The sequence below is a fragment of the Corynebacterium afermentans subsp. lipophilum genome (assembly GCF_030408375.1).
Taxonomy (GTDB): Bacteria; Actinomycetota; Actinomycetes; order Mycobacteriales; family Mycobacteriaceae; genus Corynebacterium; species Corynebacterium lipophilum.
In genome coordinates this window covers 26,069-43,823 of record NZ_CP046530.1, presented here as the reverse complement: position 1 = coordinate 43,823, position 17,755 = coordinate 26,069, and the positions used below count along the sequence as shown (strand labels likewise).

Sequence of the window (17,755 nt, the reverse complement as noted above, 5' to 3'; positions counted from 1 at the left end):
GCTATGGCCCGCACACACTAAGGGAGCGCACATGCCTAAGGCAAAAGTAACTAAAGACCCCATCCGCCCAGCTAGCAGCACCTCCGCCGGCACCACCCGCACCCCGGTGAAGGTCAACACCGGCGGCACCCCGATGTGGTACAAGGTGATCATGTTCGGGCTGATGCTCCTCGGCCTGGCCTGGCTGATCCTTTACTACCTCGCTGGCGACCAGATCGACTGGCTCGGCCAGCTCGGGCCGTGGAACTACGCCATCGGCTTCGCCGGCATGATCCTGGGTCTGCTGATGACCATGGGTTGGCGATAGCCCCCACTTTTCCGGGGGGATGTGTGAAATCGGATTGTGGCAAATATTTGCCACAATCCGATTTTTGCGTTGTTGGGGGTTAGACGTCCGCGGCCGGTTTTGAGCGACACATGACTGCATTTAAATAGACCGATAGATTGCGCACGGGGTTTTCACTAAATAGTCAGTGATAATGCTGGCAACCAGGCTTTTGTGACATGACAACTACTTTAGTTTGACCCCAGAATGGGTGGATTGTTCAACAATATTATGACACTTCCTTGGCAAGTGACTAGGTGTTATATGAGAGCTCCTCGCTGAGAGGTTGAGAAGCCCGTCCCTTGAAAAATCCACAATTGTTTCCCCGAAAGGAACGCCAAATGCGCGCATCCCGCATCGCTGGTGCTGCCAAGGCCGCGATCGCAGCCGTCGCCGCTGTCGCAATCGCAGGCTCCGGCATCACCGCCACCGCCCAGACCTTCGAAGAGTCCTACCCGGAGACCCCGGCAACGAACTCCGCGCTGCCGATCATCCACACCTACCGCGGCTCGGACCACTTGAAGGCCAACATCCTCAACCCGCGCCCGGTGTGCAACTCCACCGAGGACTACCGCACCATCGTCTACAAGGTGAAGGACAACTTCCTGCCGGTGGGCACCATCTCCACCACCAACCTGTCCGACAACGCCATCCCGCTGTCCCAGGACCTGTCGCGCACCCAGACCATCTCCGCCTCCGTCAACGGCTCCAAGACGGAGACCCTGACGCTCGGCGGCTCCGGCTCCAAGGACGGCCTGCAGGGCAACATCGGCTACTCCCTGGCTAAGTCCCTGGGCTGGGACGTCTCCGGTTCCCTGTCCTGGTCCGTCGGCCAGAAGATCGGCCCGTACGACGTGCCGGCTGGCAACACCGGCGAGGCAACCTACGGCTTCCGCACCGTCACCATGACCGGTACCCAGCAGCGCTGCCGCCCGAACGGCACCTGGGCAACCCCGACCGCCTGGATCGCCAACATGCCGGTAAAGAACGAGGTCCGCGTCAAGAACTACTCCACCCCGGCCGGCTCCTGGGCACCGAACAAGGGCGCACAGGTCACCGACACCGTGGAGAACCCGAACCCGGCGTACAACGAGGACGTCGAGAAGATCGAGACGGGCGCAAACCTTGACGACGTCACCGCGGTCGACAACGACGAAGCCACCGACGTGACCAACAACGACATCGCAAACGAAGGTGCCGAGGTCATCAACGAAGTCGAGGAAAACGCTGCTGACGAGGTCAACGAAGTCGTCGATAAGCAGGCAGATGCCCAGCGCGACCTGGACCTGCAGCCGTACTTCACCGCCTCCTCCTGGAAGGTCCCCGGCGCCGCTGGTTCCGTGGCACTGCGCCTGAAGAACACCGGCGCGAAGCGCTACTGGGGCGAGTTCCCGGCCCTAACCTTCCGCGTCGAGGTCGGCACCGAGGCAGGCCCGGAGGGCGTTGACCGCCTGATCACCACCACCCAGTACAACGGCACCCACATCCGCGACCTGGGCTACGACTACGACCGCGGCATCCGCACCTTCGAGGTCACCCTGTCCAACCCGATCCTCGCAGGCGACGAGATGCTGCTGGGCGCATTCTCCTTCGGCGACGGCAACACCAAGGAAGGCCGCCTCTACAACTACATGAAGGTCACCCAGACCGGCCGCCTCGCTGGCGACACCTCCTTCTACAACGACCAGGACGTGGACTCCCGCGACGTGACCGTCTCCGACTTTGGCAAGAAGATCCGCGGCGTGTTCTAACACTCCCCGCCAGATAACGCCCGTTGAGTTCAGGCTCAACGGGCGTTTTCTATCCACACCTGTGGATAACTCTGTGCACAACTCCACAGGGCTGTGAAATGTGCTGGTTTTCTTTCGAAAATGCCAGGTTCCGTCGGCGTGTCATTTTGGCCGTTCGACGTGTCGTTCGAGGAGTTACACGCGTGTAGTTATCCACATTGTGGACAACCACTGTGGATAACTAGTACACCGGCAGCGTCGACGGGATCGTCAGCGCCCAAATCGCCACACACGCCGCGGCAAGCGCGACGCCTGCCGTGATCCAGCGGGTGCGCATACTTTGCGACGTCAACGGCCACGCCATCACCGCCCCCGCCGCCAAACCACCGAGGTGCCCCCACAGCGAAACACCCGGGCTGAGCAGCGTGTACGCCACGTTCACCGCCACCAGGGCGAGGGGCGCGCGCAGGTCGGTGGAACGTCGAAAAGCAATGGCGATCAAAAGCGCCATCAGCATGTAGAGGGCGCCGGAAGCGCCGGCCGTGGGCGTCGTAAAGCTGAATGCAAGCACACTTGCCGACGCCCAAAGGACCCCCGCGACCCAAGCCACCACAAACGGACCAGAGCCGAGGAAGCGCTCCACCTCCGCACCCACCAGGACCAGCATGAACATGTTCAGGAAGAGGTGCGTGACATCCAAGTGCATGAAACCGGCCGTCAGCGCGCGGAGGTAGCCCGCGCCGTACACCTCGGGGCCGTAGAGGATGGTGCTGGAGCCAACGGCCGAATCCCACACCACGTCCGTGAGCGACCGAGCCTGCAGCGCGGCGACGAAAAAGACGAGCGTGCAGATCGCCGTGATCGCGGTCGTGGCGGGGGCGGTGCGGGGCAAGTTGCGGAGAGTGGGCATGGGATCAGGGTACGAAAAAGCCCCCGCACGGTGGCGGGGGCGCGGCGCTTGTGGCGCTTGTGGCGCTTTTGGCTTAGGCGATGTCGACGGACTCGATCACGACATCCTCGACCGGGCGGTCCATGCGGCCGGTCTCCACGTTCGCGATCTCGTCGACGACCTTCTTCGAGGCCTCATCGGTGACCTCGCCGAAGATGGTGTGGCGGTTGTTCAACCACGGGGTCGCGTCGACGGTGATGAAGAACTGGGAACCGTTCGTGCCCGGGCCAGCGTTAGCCATGGCCAGCAGGTACGGGCGGTCGAACTGCAGCTCCGGGTGGAACTCGTCGGCGAACTGGAAGCCCGGGCCGCCGGTGCCGGTGCCGGTCGGGTCGCCACCCTGGATCATGAAGCCCGGGATGATGCGATGGAAAATCGCGCCGTCGTAGAACGGGCCATCCGTGGTGCCCTTGGCGTTCTTGGCGGAGTAGTCCTGGTCGCCGGTGGCCAGGCCCGTAATCGTCTCGACCGTCTTCGGCGCGTGGTTGCCGAACAGGTCGATCACAATGTCGCCGTGATTGGTATGCAGAGTCATCGTCTGAGTCTTTTGAGTCATACGCTCCAGGGTACGCGGGTTCCGCCGCGCGGGGTGTGGGCGGGTGCGGGGTTGGGCTCACCGCCCTAAAGGTCGAGTCCGGGAGGTCGAGTACGCCCGGATTCGGTGCCGTACTCGACCTCCGCCGCTCGACTTCCGGCGGCGTATAGCGCCCCTACCTCCGCCAGTGCTCCCCATGCACGGGCCTGAACACCGTGGCCGGCACTTTCGGCTCGCCGAAGAGACCGGAGCGGGCCTTGAGCTCCAGGATCTCCCGGACGCAGGCCTCCTCGTCCCGGAGAATATCCAACGGCTCGAAGCGGGCGACCTCGTAGATCTGCTTCCGTAACCAGTTTTCGCGCAGGAGCTGGTCGCGCGACACCTTCTTCGCCGCCTCCTCGTCTTTCTTCGCCGTCTTGACCAGCCCGTCGATCTCGATCGCCAGCTGCCCCCACAGCAGGTCCGGGCGCACGTAACGGCCAATCCACATCTGCTCGCGGACGACGATGTTCCGCTCGCGCAGGATCACGCGCAGGAGAGACTCGTACGGCGACTCGGACTTGGTGGACGACCAGCGCAACGCTTGCCGTGCCCGCCCGATCCCCTTCTTGCCGGCCAGCCGCTTGATCGTCGCGTGGAGTTCGGCCTGGATGCGTTCCTGCTCCAGCGGTGGCTTGCCCACAAACAAGGAATCCATCGCGACCACGCCTGCTCTTACCCCGTGCAGGCGCGCGACGTCGACGGCTGTGCGAACGGGGCTGGTTAACCGGAGGACGTCGCCGGGCGTCGCGCACTCGATGGCCACCACATCTTCTTCGGGGATGCGCAGGCTGCGGTACTCGACTCCATCCGGCCAGCTTGCCCTGGCGGGCGGTTTCTGCCCCGGGATGGCCAGCAGGACGGGCGCGTTTGGGGCGGGCAGCGTCCACAGGCCGTGCACGACTGCGGCGGAGCGCCCCACCAGCACCGCTTTCCGGCTCGCGGCGCCGACGGCGTAGCAGCTGAGAAACTCCTGCTCGTGGTGTTTCAGCCGCGACCATTCCACCTCTGCGATGAATTTGTTCGCGGATAACTTGATGCACGCTTGCCGGTCCGACTCCCCCGGTCTAACCAGCAGCTGCGCTAGCTTTTTCCTGTTCATATTCCCCCCGTTTCGCTCACGGTACAGCGTCGGCAGCGGAAACGAAAGAGCCCCGCCAAAAGTCGAGCGGCGGAGGTCGAGTCCGGCCCGAATAGAGGGCGTACTCGACCTCCCGTACTCGACTTTCGCGGGGTGAGGGCGGCGAGGGCAAGGAGGGCGGGGACTATTGCTTGACGACGTCAGCTCCGCCCCGCCCGGCGCGGCGCGGCGCCAGCCGAACCTAGAGCCCTTCGACGACCTCGTCGCGCGCCGCGACCAGGTTGCGCAGGGAGGGGTCGACCTCGGCGTACCCGCGGGTCTTCAGGCCGCAGTCCGGGTTGACCCAGAGGCGCTCGGTGGGCACGTGGTTCAGCGCCGCGCGCAGCAGGCCGGCGATCTCCTCGGCCGAGGGCACGCGCGGGGAGTGGATGTCCCACACGCCGGGGCCGATCTCGGAGTGGAAGGTCTCGTCGATGTCCTCGAGCAGCTCCATCTTGGAACGGGCTGCCTCGATGGAGGTGACATCCGCGTCGAGGCCTGCGACGGCTTCGATGATCTGGCCGAACTCGGAGTAGCACAGGTGAGTGTGAATCTGGGTCGCAGGCTTGGCGTTCAACGACACCAGGCGGAACGCGCGCTGGGCCCAGTCCAGGTAGGCGGCGCGGTCGTCGGCGCGCAGCGGGAGCAGCTCGCGCAGTGCCGGCTCGTCGATCTGGATGACCTTGATGCCGGCCTTCTCCAGGTCCGCGACCTCGTCGGCGAGCGCGACGCCGATCTGGTCGGCGGAGACGCTCAAAGGCACGTCGTCGCGCTTGAAGGACCAGGCCAGGATGGTCACCGGGCCGGTGAGCATGCCCTTGACCGGCTTGTCGGACAGAGACTGCGCGTAGGCCGACCACTCCACGGACATGGCCTCCGGGCGGGAGACGTCGCCGACCACGATTGGCGGACGGGTGCAGCGGGAGCCGTAGGACTGGACCCAGCCGTTTTCGGTGACCACGAAGCCGTCGAGAAGCTCGGCGAAGTACTGCACCATGTCGTTGCGCTCCGCCTCGCCGTGGACGAGGACGTCCAGGCCGATCTCCTCCTGCAGCTCGATGACCTGCTTGATCTCGGTCTTCAGCGCCTCGGTGTACTCGGCGTCGGAGAGGGTGCCCTCGCGGTGGTCCGCGCGCGCCTTGCGGATCTCGGTGGTCTGCGGGAAGGAGCCGATCGTGGTGATCGGGAGCGTCGGCAGGCCGAGCTCTTCGCGCTGGACCTTATTGCGCTCCTCAAACGCCGGCTCGCGCTTGACGACGCCCTCCGGCAGAGCGGCAACGCGGTCGACGACGGCGGAGTTGTGGATGGTGGTGGACTCTGCGCGGGTGCGCACGGCGCGGTCGGACTGCGCGAACGCCTCGACGGCCTCGTCCGAGCCGGCGACAAGCGCCTGGATCTCGGCGAGCTTCTCGTCGGCGAACGCCAGCCACGGGGCGACCTCGACCGGGATGTTGCGCTCGGCCTTCAGGGTGTGCGGCACGTGCTGCAGGGAGGTGGAGGTGGACACGGACACCGAATCAGCGGAACGGCCCAGGGACTCGAGCACCTCGGTGCGTTCGCGGAGGTTGGCGGTCCAGACGTTGCGGCCGTCGATAAGTCCGGCGACCAGGTGGGTCTCGGCCGGGATCGCCTCGCGCACGCGCTCTGGGTAGCCGGCGTCGGCCTCGAGGGTCCACGGGGAGAGGTCCACGTGCAGCGCCTCCACGCCCAGTTCGCCGAGCACCGGCAGGGCCTCGCGGGCGGAGCCGTACGGGGTGGTCAGGTACACGTTCGGGCGGGTCTCGCGGCCCAGCAAAGCAGACCAAGCCTCGCGCAGGTAGGAGGCGATCTCCGCGTCCGGGGTGGACAGGTCGGCCACCACGGCGGGCTCGGCGATCTGGACCCACTCCACGCCGGCGTCCTTCAGCGCGGCGAAGACCTCGGTGTACGCCTCCACCAGCGACGGCAGCAGCGACCACTCGGCCGGCTTGGACAGCGCGATCAGCGTGACCGGGCCGACCAGGAACGGGCGGACCTTGTGGCCGGCCTCGGCGGCCTCCTCCACGATGCGCAGGATGCGCTCCGGCACAGCCTTAATCTCCTGGCCGGCCTCGATCTCCGGCACGAGGTAGTGGTAGTTGGTGTCGAACCACTTGGTCATCTCCAGCGGCACGCGGGTGTCGTTGCCGCGGGCGAGCGCGAACTCCTCGTCCAGGTCCACCCCGCCCGGCACGAGGCCGACAGTCAGGGCGGTGTCGAGCACCTGGTCGTAGAGCGCAACGTCCGCCGGGATGGCGTAATCCTCGGTCAGGCCGAGGTCGCGCAGGTGGTTGTAGTTGTTCACTCGCAGGGCGCGTGCAGTGGAGCGGAACGTCTCAGCGTCGATACGGCCCGCCCAGTAGCTCTCCAGCGCGCGCTTGAGCTCGCGGTTCGCGCCGATGCGGGGGTAGCCCTCGATGGTGGCCTTGGGGAAGGTGGTCATTGTTGTCCTTTATCTATTCCGATGCGGTCCAAAAAGTCCCGCGTGACCTGCAGGTTGTTGTGCGTGTACACATGGAGTCCGCCCGCGCCGGCATCCAGAATCTCGCGCGCCAGGTTGGCGGTGAGCTGCATGCCGGCCTCGTACTCGTCGTCCGCTTCGAGCAATTGCTTCTCGACGCCTACCGGCACCTCCAGCCCCGACAACTCCCCCATGCGTCGGACACGCTTCAGCGAGGTCATGGGCATGATGCCGGGGATCAGTGGGATGCGCACACCCGCCAGCCGCGCCACTTCGACGAAATCCAGGAAGTCCTGGGCCTCGAAGAACAGCTGCGTGATGGCGAAATCCGCACCCAGGCGCTGCTTGGTCAACAGCACGTCCAGGTCGTGGTCGAAGTTGCGCGACTCCTCGTGGCCCTTGGGGTAGCAGGCCACCGAGAGCGCGAGCTTGCCGGCGGCGAGGCGGAACGCCTCTTCCTCCTGCACGTCCTGGATCAGGTTAAGCAGATCCGTGGCGTATTGCAGGTGGTCCGCAGGCAGGCCCTCTTCCGGCAGGTCCCCGCGCAGGGCGAGGAACCCGCGGACGCCGGCGTCGATAAGCACCCGCACCCACTCCGCCATCTCATCGCGCGTGCCCGCGGTACAGGCGAGGTGCGCGATGGTGCGCAGATCGGTGGTCTCCGCGATGCGGGAGATCACGGCGGCGGTGCCCTCCAGCCACTCGCTGCGGCGCGAGCTGGTCACGGAGACGTAATCCGGCTTGTACTCCGCCAGGCCCGCGATGAGCTGGTCGATCTTCTCCGGGTCGTCCGTGGGACGAGGCGGGATGATCTCGAAACTCAGGGCGGTGCGCTGGCGTTTCGGGCGGGGGCGGCGGATCAGCTGCGAGCCCTCGCGGTCCAGCGGCGCCGAGGCGGAAAGCCTGGTCGAAGGAGAGGCTTCGAACATGGCAGGACCTTTCTCGGCTGGGTTGATGTGTTTCGTTGCACCGTGTTTAAACGGTGCCTTGAAACTTATTGACGCCACGTAGCCGCCACAATGCGTCATCGGTTTTGAGTGCCGTCTGTGCTGCGTACGGGGTTATTTATCGTGAATGTTAATCGCGCAAAACGGACCAAGCTGTTCACTTTTGCGTAACGCTTGGTCCGCGTGGTGTGGGGCGCTCCCCGGTTTCCGAGCAGGCACGGCGGATTTCGCTACCCTGGGCCGCGTAACCACCCGAAACTTACAAACGCAACACAAGGAGCTACCCGTGAACCTGAAGAACATCGGCTTCGCCGCCGCTTTGGCCAACCAGGCGTGGAAGTACCTGCGCGACCAGAGCGACAAGCGCGAGCGCGACATCTACCAGTCCCTGCTGGACAACCTGAAGGACGGCAAGTTGGACGATATCCACGAGAAGTTCGACGCCGATCAGCTGGAGGAACTCTACGGCACCGCCCGGGCGCAGGCCGGCGAGATCACCCGCGACGCGCACGACCGTCTGGACCGCCGCCGCAAGCAGTTCGCGGACGCCGCCCCGAGCCGCAAGGAGCGCCAGGAGTTCCTGGAGAAGCACGCGAAGACCGCAAAGAAAAAGAAGAAGGGCGGGTTTGGCAAGGTCGTCGGCACAACGCTGGGCGCCGCCGCGCTCGCCGGTGGCGCGTGGGCTGCCTGGGAGTTCTTCCTCAAGGACAAGCTCGCGGGCGAGGACGAGCCGGCGAAGACGGACCGCCCGGCACCGACCCGCACGGAGACGGACACGCGCGGTTCTTCCACCATCGTGTACTCGACGCGTACGGAGGCCGACCGCCCGGGTGCCCGTCGCGAGGAGGGCATCGAGGGCGGCGTGTTCCCGAATGAGCCGGGCGAGGAGCAGCAGCTTTCCGACGCCACCTCCGGCAAAGACCTCGGCGGGGAGGGCCTGACCACCCTGGACACCCTGGCGGACGACCAGCGCAAGGCCACCAACGCCCAGCACTCTGTGGAGGACACCGTCGACGGCAGCGCAGACGGCGGCCGCCACGAGCTGCGCGAGGACTAGGCGCGCGAACCCTTACACCGTGGTGCGCCAGCCCGCCATGAGGTGGCGCACTAGGCGGTCGCGCACATCCGGAAGGATGTCCGCGAGCGGTGTGGCGAGCGGCCGCGTCGCCACGACGAGCTCGGTTGCCAGCTGCATGGGTGACTGGCCGGGGGCGATGATGCCGTGGGGGGCGGCGGCGTCGATAAGCAATTGCACTTTGCTCATAAACGCGTCGCGCCGCGCGCCGAGCCCGTCGTCGGAGCTATCGGCGGCCAGGGCGGTGGCGAGGATGCCCACGCCCGATTCCACGAGCGCCCAGACGAAGGATTCGAAGTGTTCGGTGGGATTGTCTTCGAAGCCGTCGAGGGCGTCATCGAGGAGTGATTCGATGCGTTCGAGGAAGACGATCGCGCAGGCGTCGTAGAGCGCGGCGCGGGTGGGAAAGTGACGGTAAAGGGTAGCGATGCCCACGCCGGCGTCCGCCGCGATGCCCTCGAGGGTGATCTCGGAGTTCGGGCGGGTACCAATCTGTGCCAGCGCAGCGGTGACGATCTGGTCGCGTTTCGCGCGGGCGTCTGCACGCATTGTTGACCAGCCCCCTTTTTGGGTTTGACAGTGACTATTTTTGGGAGCACCATATCACGAGTTAAATGATAGTCCACCCTACGGTTAAGGGACCGCATGACCCCCATTCTCAGCACGCAAGACCTCGTGCTCCGCAAGGGCGACACCCCGGAAAACTTCGACATCGGTCGGGGGTTGACCCTGCTGAACACGCGGCGAGAGTCCGATTCGACCCTGCTCAGCCTCGCGCTGGCGGGGCGCTTCAACCCGCACTCCGGCACGATCCTCCTCGACGGAGAAGAGACCAGGACACGCCAGCGCTTCAAGCAGATCGCGCTCGCAGGCGTGACCGAGATTGACGGGCTGGACCGCCTCGTGCGCATCCGCGACGTCGTGCGCGAGCAGATTGCGTGGTCGCAGGGCTTTTTCGCCCGCACGCCGCACACGTCCGAGGCCATCAAGTCCCACGACAACGTGGAAAAGTGGCTCGAGCCGCTGCAGCTGGAAGACATCGACCTGACGGCGCACGTCGGCGACATCGGCCCGACGGACCGTTTCCGCCTGCGCGTGCTGCTGGCGCTAATCTCGCGCCCGGACGCGAAGATGCTGATCGTGGACGATGTGGACCAGGTGCGCAAGATGGACATCCGCCGCAAGCTGCTGGATGATCTGCGCGGGGTCGCGGTGCACCTGCCCGTCATGGTGAACACGGTGAATGAGGAGGGGCTATGAGCGGCCTGCACATTGGATCCGACTTCCGGAAGTTCGCCCACGGCAAGCTTCCCCCGCTTGCCATCACGGCGATTTGCCTGCTGCCGCTGCTGTTCGGCGGCCTGTTCCCCTGGGCGTACTGGGACCCGCTGGGCAACCTGTACAAGCTGCCCGTCGCGTTGGTGAACTCGGACGAGGGCGAAAACGGCCAGCAGGTTGTGGACGAGCTGCTGGAGCAGCGCCCCTTGGACTTTCAGGTGGTCAGCGCCGAGGAGGCCCAGGACGGCATCGCCAGCGGCAAGTATTACCTGGGCTTAGAGATCCCCACGGACTTCTCTGAGGCTGTGACCAGCGTGAAGGAGGATGACCCGCGTTCAGCGAAGATCAACATCACGCTGAACGAGACCAACGGTTTCATCCCCACCATGCTGGGCGAGAAGGCCGCGGAGGCGATCGGCTCTGCCGTGTCGAATTCCGTGGGCGGCAAGGTGGTTGAGCAGCTGTTTGTGGGCATCAATACGCTCTCGGACGGCGTGCATAAGGCCGCGGACGGCGCCGAGCAGTTGGACGAGGGCGCGAACAAGGCCCACGACGGCTCGGAGCAACTCAACGAGGGCGGCACGAAGCTCAACGACGGCATCCAGCAGCTCAACGACAAGGTGCAGCAGATGCCGGACGCGGTGAACAAACTCGACGGCGGTGTCGCACGCCTGCAGGATGGCGCGATCCAGCTCAACGACGGCATCACCACCGCTTCCGGCGGCGCCGACCAGCTCTCCAACGGGCTGACTCAGCTGCAGGCGGGTACGCAGCAGCTTGGCGACGGCGCCACGCAGATCGCCGGCGGCGTAGACAAAATCGCCGGCTTTGCCGGCAAGATCAACGAGCTACAGGCCGCGTTGGACGACATCAACGCAAACCTGAACAACGTGATCGCGGACCTGGACCGCTCCCCCATCCCGGGCAGCAAGGAGCTGGCGGACCAGGCGCGCGGCGTGCAGCTGCAGATCAACGCCGGCCCGTTGCAGGCGGTCACGGAGAATAACTTGGTGGGTCAGCTAATGCAGCTGCAGGCCGGCGCGCACGAGCTGGCCAACCAGCTGTCGGACCCGAACGCGAAGTACCGCGGCGGCGTCGATAGCGCCGTCGATGGCGCGAAGACGCTCGCGGACGGCCTGAAGCGCCTGCAGGAAGGCTCCGGCACCCTGCTCGCCGGCGTGACCACGCTGAAGGACGGCACGGGCAAACTGGTCGTTGCGGCGAACACCGCCACCGACGCCACCTCGCGCCTAGCCGCCGGCTCCAACCAGCTGGTGGTAGGCCTGGGCGACCTCAACGACGGCCTGGTCAAGCTCTCCGATGGCACCGGCGAGCTCTCCATGAGCCTTTCCGACGGCGCCGAAAAGGCCCCGAGCTGGGAGGGTGAGCGCCTGAACAAGGCCATCGACGCCGCCGCGGACCCGGTGCACACCGAAAACACCGGCGACGGCCTGGCCTTCTTCGGCAAGGGCCTCAGCCCGTTCTTCCTGTCGCTGTCGCTGTGGTTCGGCGTGCTGATTATGTACATGGTCATGCCGCCGTTTAGCCGCCGCGCGATCGACTCGGGCACCAACCCCCTGCGCATGCTGCTGTACACGATGATCCCGTCGTTCATCATCGGCTTCTTCCAGTCCGTCGCCCTCTGGGTGATGCAGACGTTCATCCTGGACGTCGAGCCGCTGTACCCGCTGTCACTGCTCGGCGTGCTGGTGCTGGTGTCCTGGGTGTTCGTCACCGCGATCATGGCCCTGAACACCGCGCTGGGCCCCGCCCCTGGGCGCCTGGCCACCATGGCGCTGATGTCGCTGCAACTGGTGGCGTCGAACGGCTTGTATCCGCCGGAGGTGCAGCCCGAGTTCATCCAGTGGGTGCACAGTTGGGACCCGATGCGCTATTCGGTGGATTTGGTGCGCTACGCGCTGTTCGGCACCCCGTCCTATGACCCGCGCATGTGGACCGCGGTGACCGTGCTGCTGTTCGTCGGCGCGATGTCTGTGGTCATCTCGTGCGTGGCTCTGTACGCCCGCCGAACCTGGCACATGAAGGATCTCCACCCCGAGCTGTCCGTTTAGCCCCTACCATGGGCGGGGCACAATATTTCCCGATAGATCGAAGGACCCCACCCATGTTTTTCAAGAAATCCAACAAGGACAAGATCAACCTGCGTCTGCCGTCTGCGGCGCTGCGCATCCCCACCGGCGCCCTGATCCTGAACTCCGGCTTGGGCAAATTCCAGGTGGACAAGGAAGGCGCCGAGGGCCTGCGCGACATGGCTACCGACGGCATCCCGCAGCTGGGCCAGATCGACGCCGAAACCTTCGCCACCGGCCTCGCCTCCGCCGAGACCGCCCTGGGCGCGGCGCTTCTGTGCCCGCTAATCCCGAACCGCCTGGCCGGCCTGGGCCTGACCGCGTTCGGTGCCGGCCTGCTTTCCATGTACTTCGGTAACGACCAGTACACCGAGGACGACGGCATCCGCCCGTCCAGCGCAGGCCTCGCCATTGCGAAGGACTCCTGGCTCGTAGGCATCGGCCTGGCGCTGGCCGCCCTTCCGCGTAAGTAGCTGCCACGCGCGCTGCCACCCCGTGCCCGTCGTCTAGGCGACCGGCACGGGGTTTTCGCGTTCCTGTCGTGGCGACGCCGCCGGTAACGAGGCGCTAGATGCTTACCTCAGGATGCTTACTTATCGGGACTGTTGCGGGGCGAGGCCGGTGGTTCGTCGAGAAGTAAGCATCCTGGGGTAAGCATCCTCCTGCAGAAACGAAAACCCGCCCTCGACGGGGCGGGTAAAGCTCGCGGCTGGGGGCAAGAGAAATGCCCACCAGGGTAGACCTGGTGGGCATCAGCTCTTCGGGGGCTTACTTCTCCTTGTTGGAGGAGTCTTCAGCCTTGCCCTCGTCCTCAGCCTTGTCGGTGGACTTGTTGTCCGACTTGCCGGAGGAGCCGTTCATCAGCGTCTCGTTGTCGATGGCCTTGCCGATCATGTAGGAGGAGGTGTACTCCTCTGCACCGCAGGCGCGCATGACACCGTCGACTGCGAGCAGACCCAGGGAGATGGCGCCCAGGGCACCAGCTGCCATGCCGAGCTGCTCCGGATTCTGGATGTTGAACGCCGCCTGGAAGCCAGCTGCGCGCTGCGCACGATCCTCGTTGTAGATGCCCAGGCCCTGCTGGATACGGTTGTTCGCATCCTGGATAGCGCCGTTGATCTGTGCGGACACGCCTTCCAGGCCCGGAATCTGGACCTGGGAGAGGATACCCAGCGGGATAGCCAGCAGCAGCGGAGCGGTCAGGCCCACGATGCCGGCGATGCACTTGCCGTCGAGCTCAGCGGACGAGCCCTTCTGCTCGACGCGGGTGCCACTCTCAACGTTGACGTTGATCTCGATCTCGCGCTCGCCGTAGGCCTGGCCGTCCGGGCCGACCAGGAGGTAGGTCGCCTTGTAGGTGCCGTCCTCAAGGTCCTTGCGCGGAACCAGGGTCACGCCCTCGTCAGTGATCTTGACGCCCTTCTCGCCTTCCTCGAAGTACTCACGGCCCTTGGTGAAGATGATCCTGTCGACATTCTCCGGGAAGGTGACGTTGACCGGGGAGTCGTTCTTGATGCTGTTGTCGATGACAACCGGCAGGTCGTTGTTCTCGCTGATCACATTACCTTCGGCGGTGCGGGTGCCCTCCGGGTAAATAGCGTAGGAGATGGTGCGGACCAGGTTGCCGTTCGAGTTGCGCTCCTCGGCACGGACCACCTTGCCTGCGGAGCCGTTCTTCGCGGTCAGCTCGACGGAACCGCCGTTGTCCTTGAGGTCAACCAGGTCGTTGCCGCTGACAACAACAACCTTGTTGCCCTCGTCCAGCTTCTTCAGCTCCTTGGCGTCGCCCTCGATGAGGAAGTCGGACTGCTGACGTGCGCCGGTGGTCTTGGACTCGACGACCTCCAGCTTGTAGCGGTTGATCTCCTCGCCGGCCTTGTTGTACTCGACAACAATGCCGGTCTCGCCGACCTTGTCAGCCTTCGGACGCAGGATCCACTGGCCGTTCTTCTCTTCCGGTGCCTCGAACGCGTCGGCGCCCTTGATCACCTGGAACTTGTTCTCCTCGTTGACCAGGGTGGCCTGGAACTCGGTGGAGGTGGAGATCTTGTAGGTGTACAGGCCGTTGCGCTTCGGCTCGGTCAGGGTGATCTCGTACTTCGCGTACACGCCACGCTCGTCGCTGACCTGGATCAGCGCCTTGCCGGTCTTCTTCTTGTTTTCGCCGGTGACGAGCAGCTTGTCGCCCTCACGGGTGACGTCCACGAGATCCTCGCCCTCGAGAACCTCGACCTTCTCGCCGTCCTCAGACGCGATGGTCGCGGTCTGGTTCCAGCCCATGGTGGTGTTCTTCGGGGTCACGTCGGCGCTGCGGCCCGGGGTGATCTGGAAGGTGTAGCGCTCGAAGACGTAGCCGTCGTCGGAGACGTTCTCGATGACCAGGGTGCCCTTTGCGTCGCGCTTCGGGGTCACCTTGATCTCGGAGGCGTCCTTCTCCGGCTGCTCAGCCAACAGGTCGCCGCCCTTGACGACGCGGAACTTGTTGCCGTAGAGCTTCAGCTCGTTATCTGCGGAGATGGAGTAGTCCATCTCGCGGACCGGGGACGGCTCGACGGTGTAGGTGTAGGTCTTGACCGGCAACGGCTCCTCGCCGTCGGCAGTCTTGACGTACTCCACAACCTTGACGGTGCGGGTCTCACCTTCCGGAACCGGCTTGAACTTCAGCTTGAGGTTTTCCTTGTCGCCGAGCTCGGAGCCGTCAGCGCCCTCGGTGAGGTACTCGCTGCCCTCGGTGACCTCGAGCCAGTTGTAGTCAATGGAGCCGCGGGAGATCTCGACGGTCGCTCGATCGTTAACCGTGCGGTTAACTTCCTGGTTCTCAACATCTTGCTCAGGCTGCGGCGCGATGTCGACGATCCAGACAGCTACCAAACGGCCGTTCTCGTCCTTGATGTGGACGGTCGCCTGACCACCCTCCGGGTTGGTCGGGGTGACAACCCAGTTGTCGCCCTTCTTCTCAATCTTCGCCACGTCGTCGCCTGCGACGATCTCAGCGGTGTGGTTCTCGATGTACTCGATGTGGAGGGTGTCCGGCTCCTCGGACTTGTACTCCAGATCGCGCTGGGTGACGGTCGGGCCGGAGTTCTTATCCTCAATAAGCTTCAGGGTGTACTTGTACTCGAAGCCGTTCTCGTCGGTGAAGACGATCTCAACGTCGCCGGTTGCGCCATCCTTCGGGGTGACAACCCAGACGTCGCCGTCCTCTTCGATGGTGACCTTGTCCTCGCCATCGCCGAGGATCTTGTAGTCGCCGCCGCGGTTCTCAATCTTCGCGGTGGAGGTGTTCAGGATCTCGCGGGTGACGTCGAACTTGGAGGTCTTGTTCTCCACGGTGACGATGTTCTCGCGAACCTCGCCGCTGTCTTCGGTAATGCGGACAATGACGTTACCGGTGTAGTTCTCGCCAGCCTTGACGGTGACGGTGCCCTTCTCCTCGTCCTCGAGGATCTCAACCTCGCCGTGCTCCGGCTGGATGAGGTTGCCGTCCTTGTCGTAGCCCAGACCCCAGTCGATTTTCTCGCCCGGCTTCCACGGGATGGTGGTGATGCGGTCCTCGCTACCAGCGTTCAAGGTGTAGAAGAAGTTGTTCACCTTGACGTTGAGGGAATCCTTCACAGCAACGGTGTCGGTGACCTTGATGCGGTAGATGTGCTGGTTGCCCTTGTCATCGGTGATGAGGATCTCAACCTCGCCCTCGCCCTCGAAGTCCTCGCGCGGGGTGATGACGAGCTTGCCGTCCTCAGAGCGCTCGACGACGACGATGTCGGAGCCCTTGATGATCTCGAAGGTCCACTTGTCGCCGATCTTCTCCGGCATCTCGATGACCTTGGACTTCTCGCCGTAGGTGAAGCCTGCGAAGTAGTAGTACTCCGAAACTTCCTTCACGCGCTCGTAGTACTTCTCAACGAAGTACTTCTCGACGTCGGTGACCGTGGTCGTCGTGGTCTTTGGCTCCGGCGTGATCGTGGTGGTCACGGTCTCGGTCACGGCAGTGTTGGTGGAGGTGACAGTGGTGACCTGCTCCGGACGGGGCTCGGTCGTGCCCGGCTGGGTGACAGTCGTGCCCGGCTGGGTGACAGTCGTGCCCGGTTCGGTGACGGTGGTGCCTGGCTGGGTCACAATGGTGCCCGGCTGGGTGACAGTCGTGCCCGGCTGGGTGACAGTCGTGCCCGGCTGGGTGACAGTCGTGCCCGGCTGGGTCACGGTGGTAACGACCTCCTGCGGGCGCTCAACCGTGGTGGTCACCGGCGATTCGGTGATGGTGACCGTCTCTACGATCGGCTCCGTGGTCTTCGGCGTGGAAGTCTCCTCGCTCGGGTCCGGCGTCGGCTTCGGGTCCTCCTCCAGACCCGGCTGCGGGACCGGGATCAGACGCTGGAAGGACTTTCTCGGAACGATATTGAAGTCGTACTCCAGCGGCACAAGCACGGTGACGTACTCGCCCGGCTTGACGGTCTTTGCGATTTCGTCGTGGCGGTCAAGCTTGATCAGGTAGTAGTTCGGCTCACCCTTCGGCGCATCGTGGCGATCGATGCGGAAACCGGTGAGGCTTTCGAACTGAGAGTTGTGGAACTTCTTTACATCCTCGCGAGCCTGATTCAGGTAGCCCAGCTGGTTGGACAGCAGGGCGCGCAGAATCTCGTTCTTGGCCTTGATGGTGTCTGCCTTGGAGCTGTCGCCCGCTGCGTAAGCCTTGTAGTCCTTCTGCAGTTCCTTCACCACGTTGATGGCCGCGATGTGAACGTCTTTGCTGATGCGGTCACCATCGCCGACGCGACCGGACGCACCGGTGAGCTTGCGCACCTCGTAGTTACCGCTATCCCAGGGGTTACCGAGACCCCAGTCGATGCACCAGCCTGCGCCAACGCTGGACGGGAGCAGGTCGATCGCCTGGTCCTCGGACACGGTCTGCTGACGGATCTGGTCGTAGCGGGCCAGATCTGCGCCGGAGAGCTTCTCGTAAGCGTTAACGATCTGCTGGCTGGAAGTGTTCTCGTTTGCGGCCTCGGCGAGCGGAGCGGATACGACCGCGCCCGTAGCCATAACACCAGTGACCATTGCGGTCATGATGCGCTTTTTCAGGTTTGCGTTATGCAACGTCATAGTCCTTCAACGTCTAGGGAGATATTCGAAGCAGCCTGGAGAGTTCCTGAACACGGACCCCAAAACTGACAGACCCCTATTCAAT

At 64.4% G+C, this 17,755-nt stretch carries 13 protein-coding genes; 6 read left to right on the top strand and 7 right to left on the bottom strand.

Annotated elements, in window-relative coordinates:
• The first annotated feature begins 31 nt into the window (after nucleotides 1–31).
• Both crgA and CAFEL_RS00160 read left to right on the top strand, forming a co-directional pair.
• Nucleotides 32–307, top strand: a complete 276-nt coding sequence (crgA, locus tag CAFEL_RS00165; RefSeq protein WP_194559950.1) for a cell division protein CrgA — start codon at nucleotides 32–34, stop codon at nucleotides 305–307.
• Between the two features lie 359 nt (nucleotides 308–666).
• Entirely contained in the window at nucleotides 667–2,076 is a 1,410-nt protein-coding gene (locus CAFEL_RS00160; RefSeq protein WP_194559949.1) for a hypothetical protein, read from the top strand.
• A gap of 220 nt (nucleotides 2,077–2,296) precedes the next feature.
• Here CAFEL_RS00160 and CAFEL_RS00155 read toward each other — a convergent pair whose 3' ends face one another.
• From CAFEL_RS00155 to CAFEL_RS00135, 5 genes are all read right to left on the bottom strand, one after another.
• Nucleotides 2,297–2,965 carry a rhomboid family intramembrane serine protease gene (locus CAFEL_RS00155; RefSeq protein ID WP_194559948.1) on the bottom strand — a complete coding sequence of 223 codons (669 nt, stop codon included), beginning with the start codon at nucleotides 2,963–2,965 and terminating at the stop codon, nucleotides 2,297–2,299.
• A 73-nt stretch (nucleotides 2,966–3,038) separates the two neighbouring features.
• A complete protein-coding gene (locus tag CAFEL_RS00150) occupies nucleotides 3,039–3,560 on the bottom strand; it encodes a peptidylprolyl isomerase (protein ID WP_194559947.1) in 522 nt (173 codons plus the stop codon).
• Nucleotides 3,561–3,714: 154 nt separating this feature from the next.
• Nucleotides 3,715–4,680: a DUF559 domain-containing protein gene (locus CAFEL_RS00145; RefSeq protein ID WP_194559946.1), complete on the bottom strand. Its 966-nt coding sequence runs from the start codon at nucleotides 4,678–4,680 to the stop codon at nucleotides 3,715–3,717.
• 220 nt (nucleotides 4,681–4,900) lie between these two features.
• Nucleotides 4,901–7,159, bottom strand: coding sequence for a 5-methyltetrahydropteroyltriglutamate--homocysteine S-methyltransferase (gene metE / locus CAFEL_RS00140; RefSeq protein ID WP_194559945.1), 2,259 nt, complete (start codon nucleotides 7,157–7,159; stop codon nucleotides 4,901–4,903).
• Nucleotides 7,156–8,106, bottom strand: a complete 951-nt coding sequence (locus CAFEL_RS00135) for a methylenetetrahydrofolate reductase (RefSeq protein ID WP_194559944.1) — start codon at nucleotides 8,104–8,106, stop codon at nucleotides 7,156–7,158. The genes metE and CAFEL_RS00135 overlap by 4 nt, the downstream gene beginning before the upstream one ends.
• Nucleotides 8,107–8,410: 304 nt before the next feature.
• Between CAFEL_RS00135 and CAFEL_RS00130 the strand changes: the two genes are divergently transcribed.
• Complete coding sequence (locus CAFEL_RS00130) at nucleotides 8,411–9,181, top strand: hypothetical protein (protein ID WP_194559943.1); 771 nt, start codon at nucleotides 8,411–8,413, stop codon at nucleotides 9,179–9,181.
• Nucleotides 9,182–9,193: 12 nt separating this feature from the next.
• On the opposite strand, the gene CAFEL_RS00125 is transcribed toward CAFEL_RS00130, so the two are convergent.
• Complete coding sequence (locus tag CAFEL_RS00125; RefSeq protein ID WP_194559942.1) at nucleotides 9,194–9,748, bottom strand: TetR/AcrR family transcriptional regulator; 555 nt, start codon at nucleotides 9,746–9,748, stop codon at nucleotides 9,194–9,196.
• A 96-nt stretch (nucleotides 9,749–9,844) separates the two neighbouring features.
• Between CAFEL_RS00125 and CAFEL_RS00120 the strand changes: the two genes are divergently transcribed.
• From CAFEL_RS00120 to CAFEL_RS00110, 3 genes are read left to right on the top strand one after another with little or no spacing between them, the layout of a single operon-like run.
• A complete protein-coding gene (locus CAFEL_RS00120) occupies nucleotides 9,845–10,459 on the top strand; it encodes a hypothetical protein (RefSeq protein WP_194559941.1) in 615 nt (204 codons plus the stop codon).
• On the top strand, nucleotides 10,456–12,549 hold the full coding sequence (locus CAFEL_RS00115) for a YhgE/Pip domain-containing protein (RefSeq protein WP_194559940.1): 2,094 nt from the start codon (nucleotides 10,456–10,458) through the stop codon (nucleotides 12,547–12,549). The genes CAFEL_RS00120 and CAFEL_RS00115 overlap by 4 nt, the downstream gene beginning before the upstream one ends.
• A gap of 53 nt (nucleotides 12,550–12,602) precedes the next feature.
• Nucleotides 12,603–13,040 (top strand): hypothetical protein, encoded by a 438-nt coding sequence (locus CAFEL_RS00110; RefSeq protein WP_194559939.1) that lies wholly within the window; start codon nucleotides 12,603–12,605, stop codon nucleotides 13,038–13,040.
• 295 nt (nucleotides 13,041–13,335) lie between these two features.
• On the opposite strand, the gene CAFEL_RS00105 is transcribed toward CAFEL_RS00110, so the two are convergent.
• Nucleotides 13,336–17,664: a hypothetical protein gene (locus CAFEL_RS00105; protein WP_194559938.1), complete on the bottom strand. Its 4,329-nt coding sequence runs from the start codon at nucleotides 17,662–17,664 to the stop codon at nucleotides 13,336–13,338.
• Between the last annotated feature and the right edge of the window lie 91 nt (nucleotides 17,665–17,755).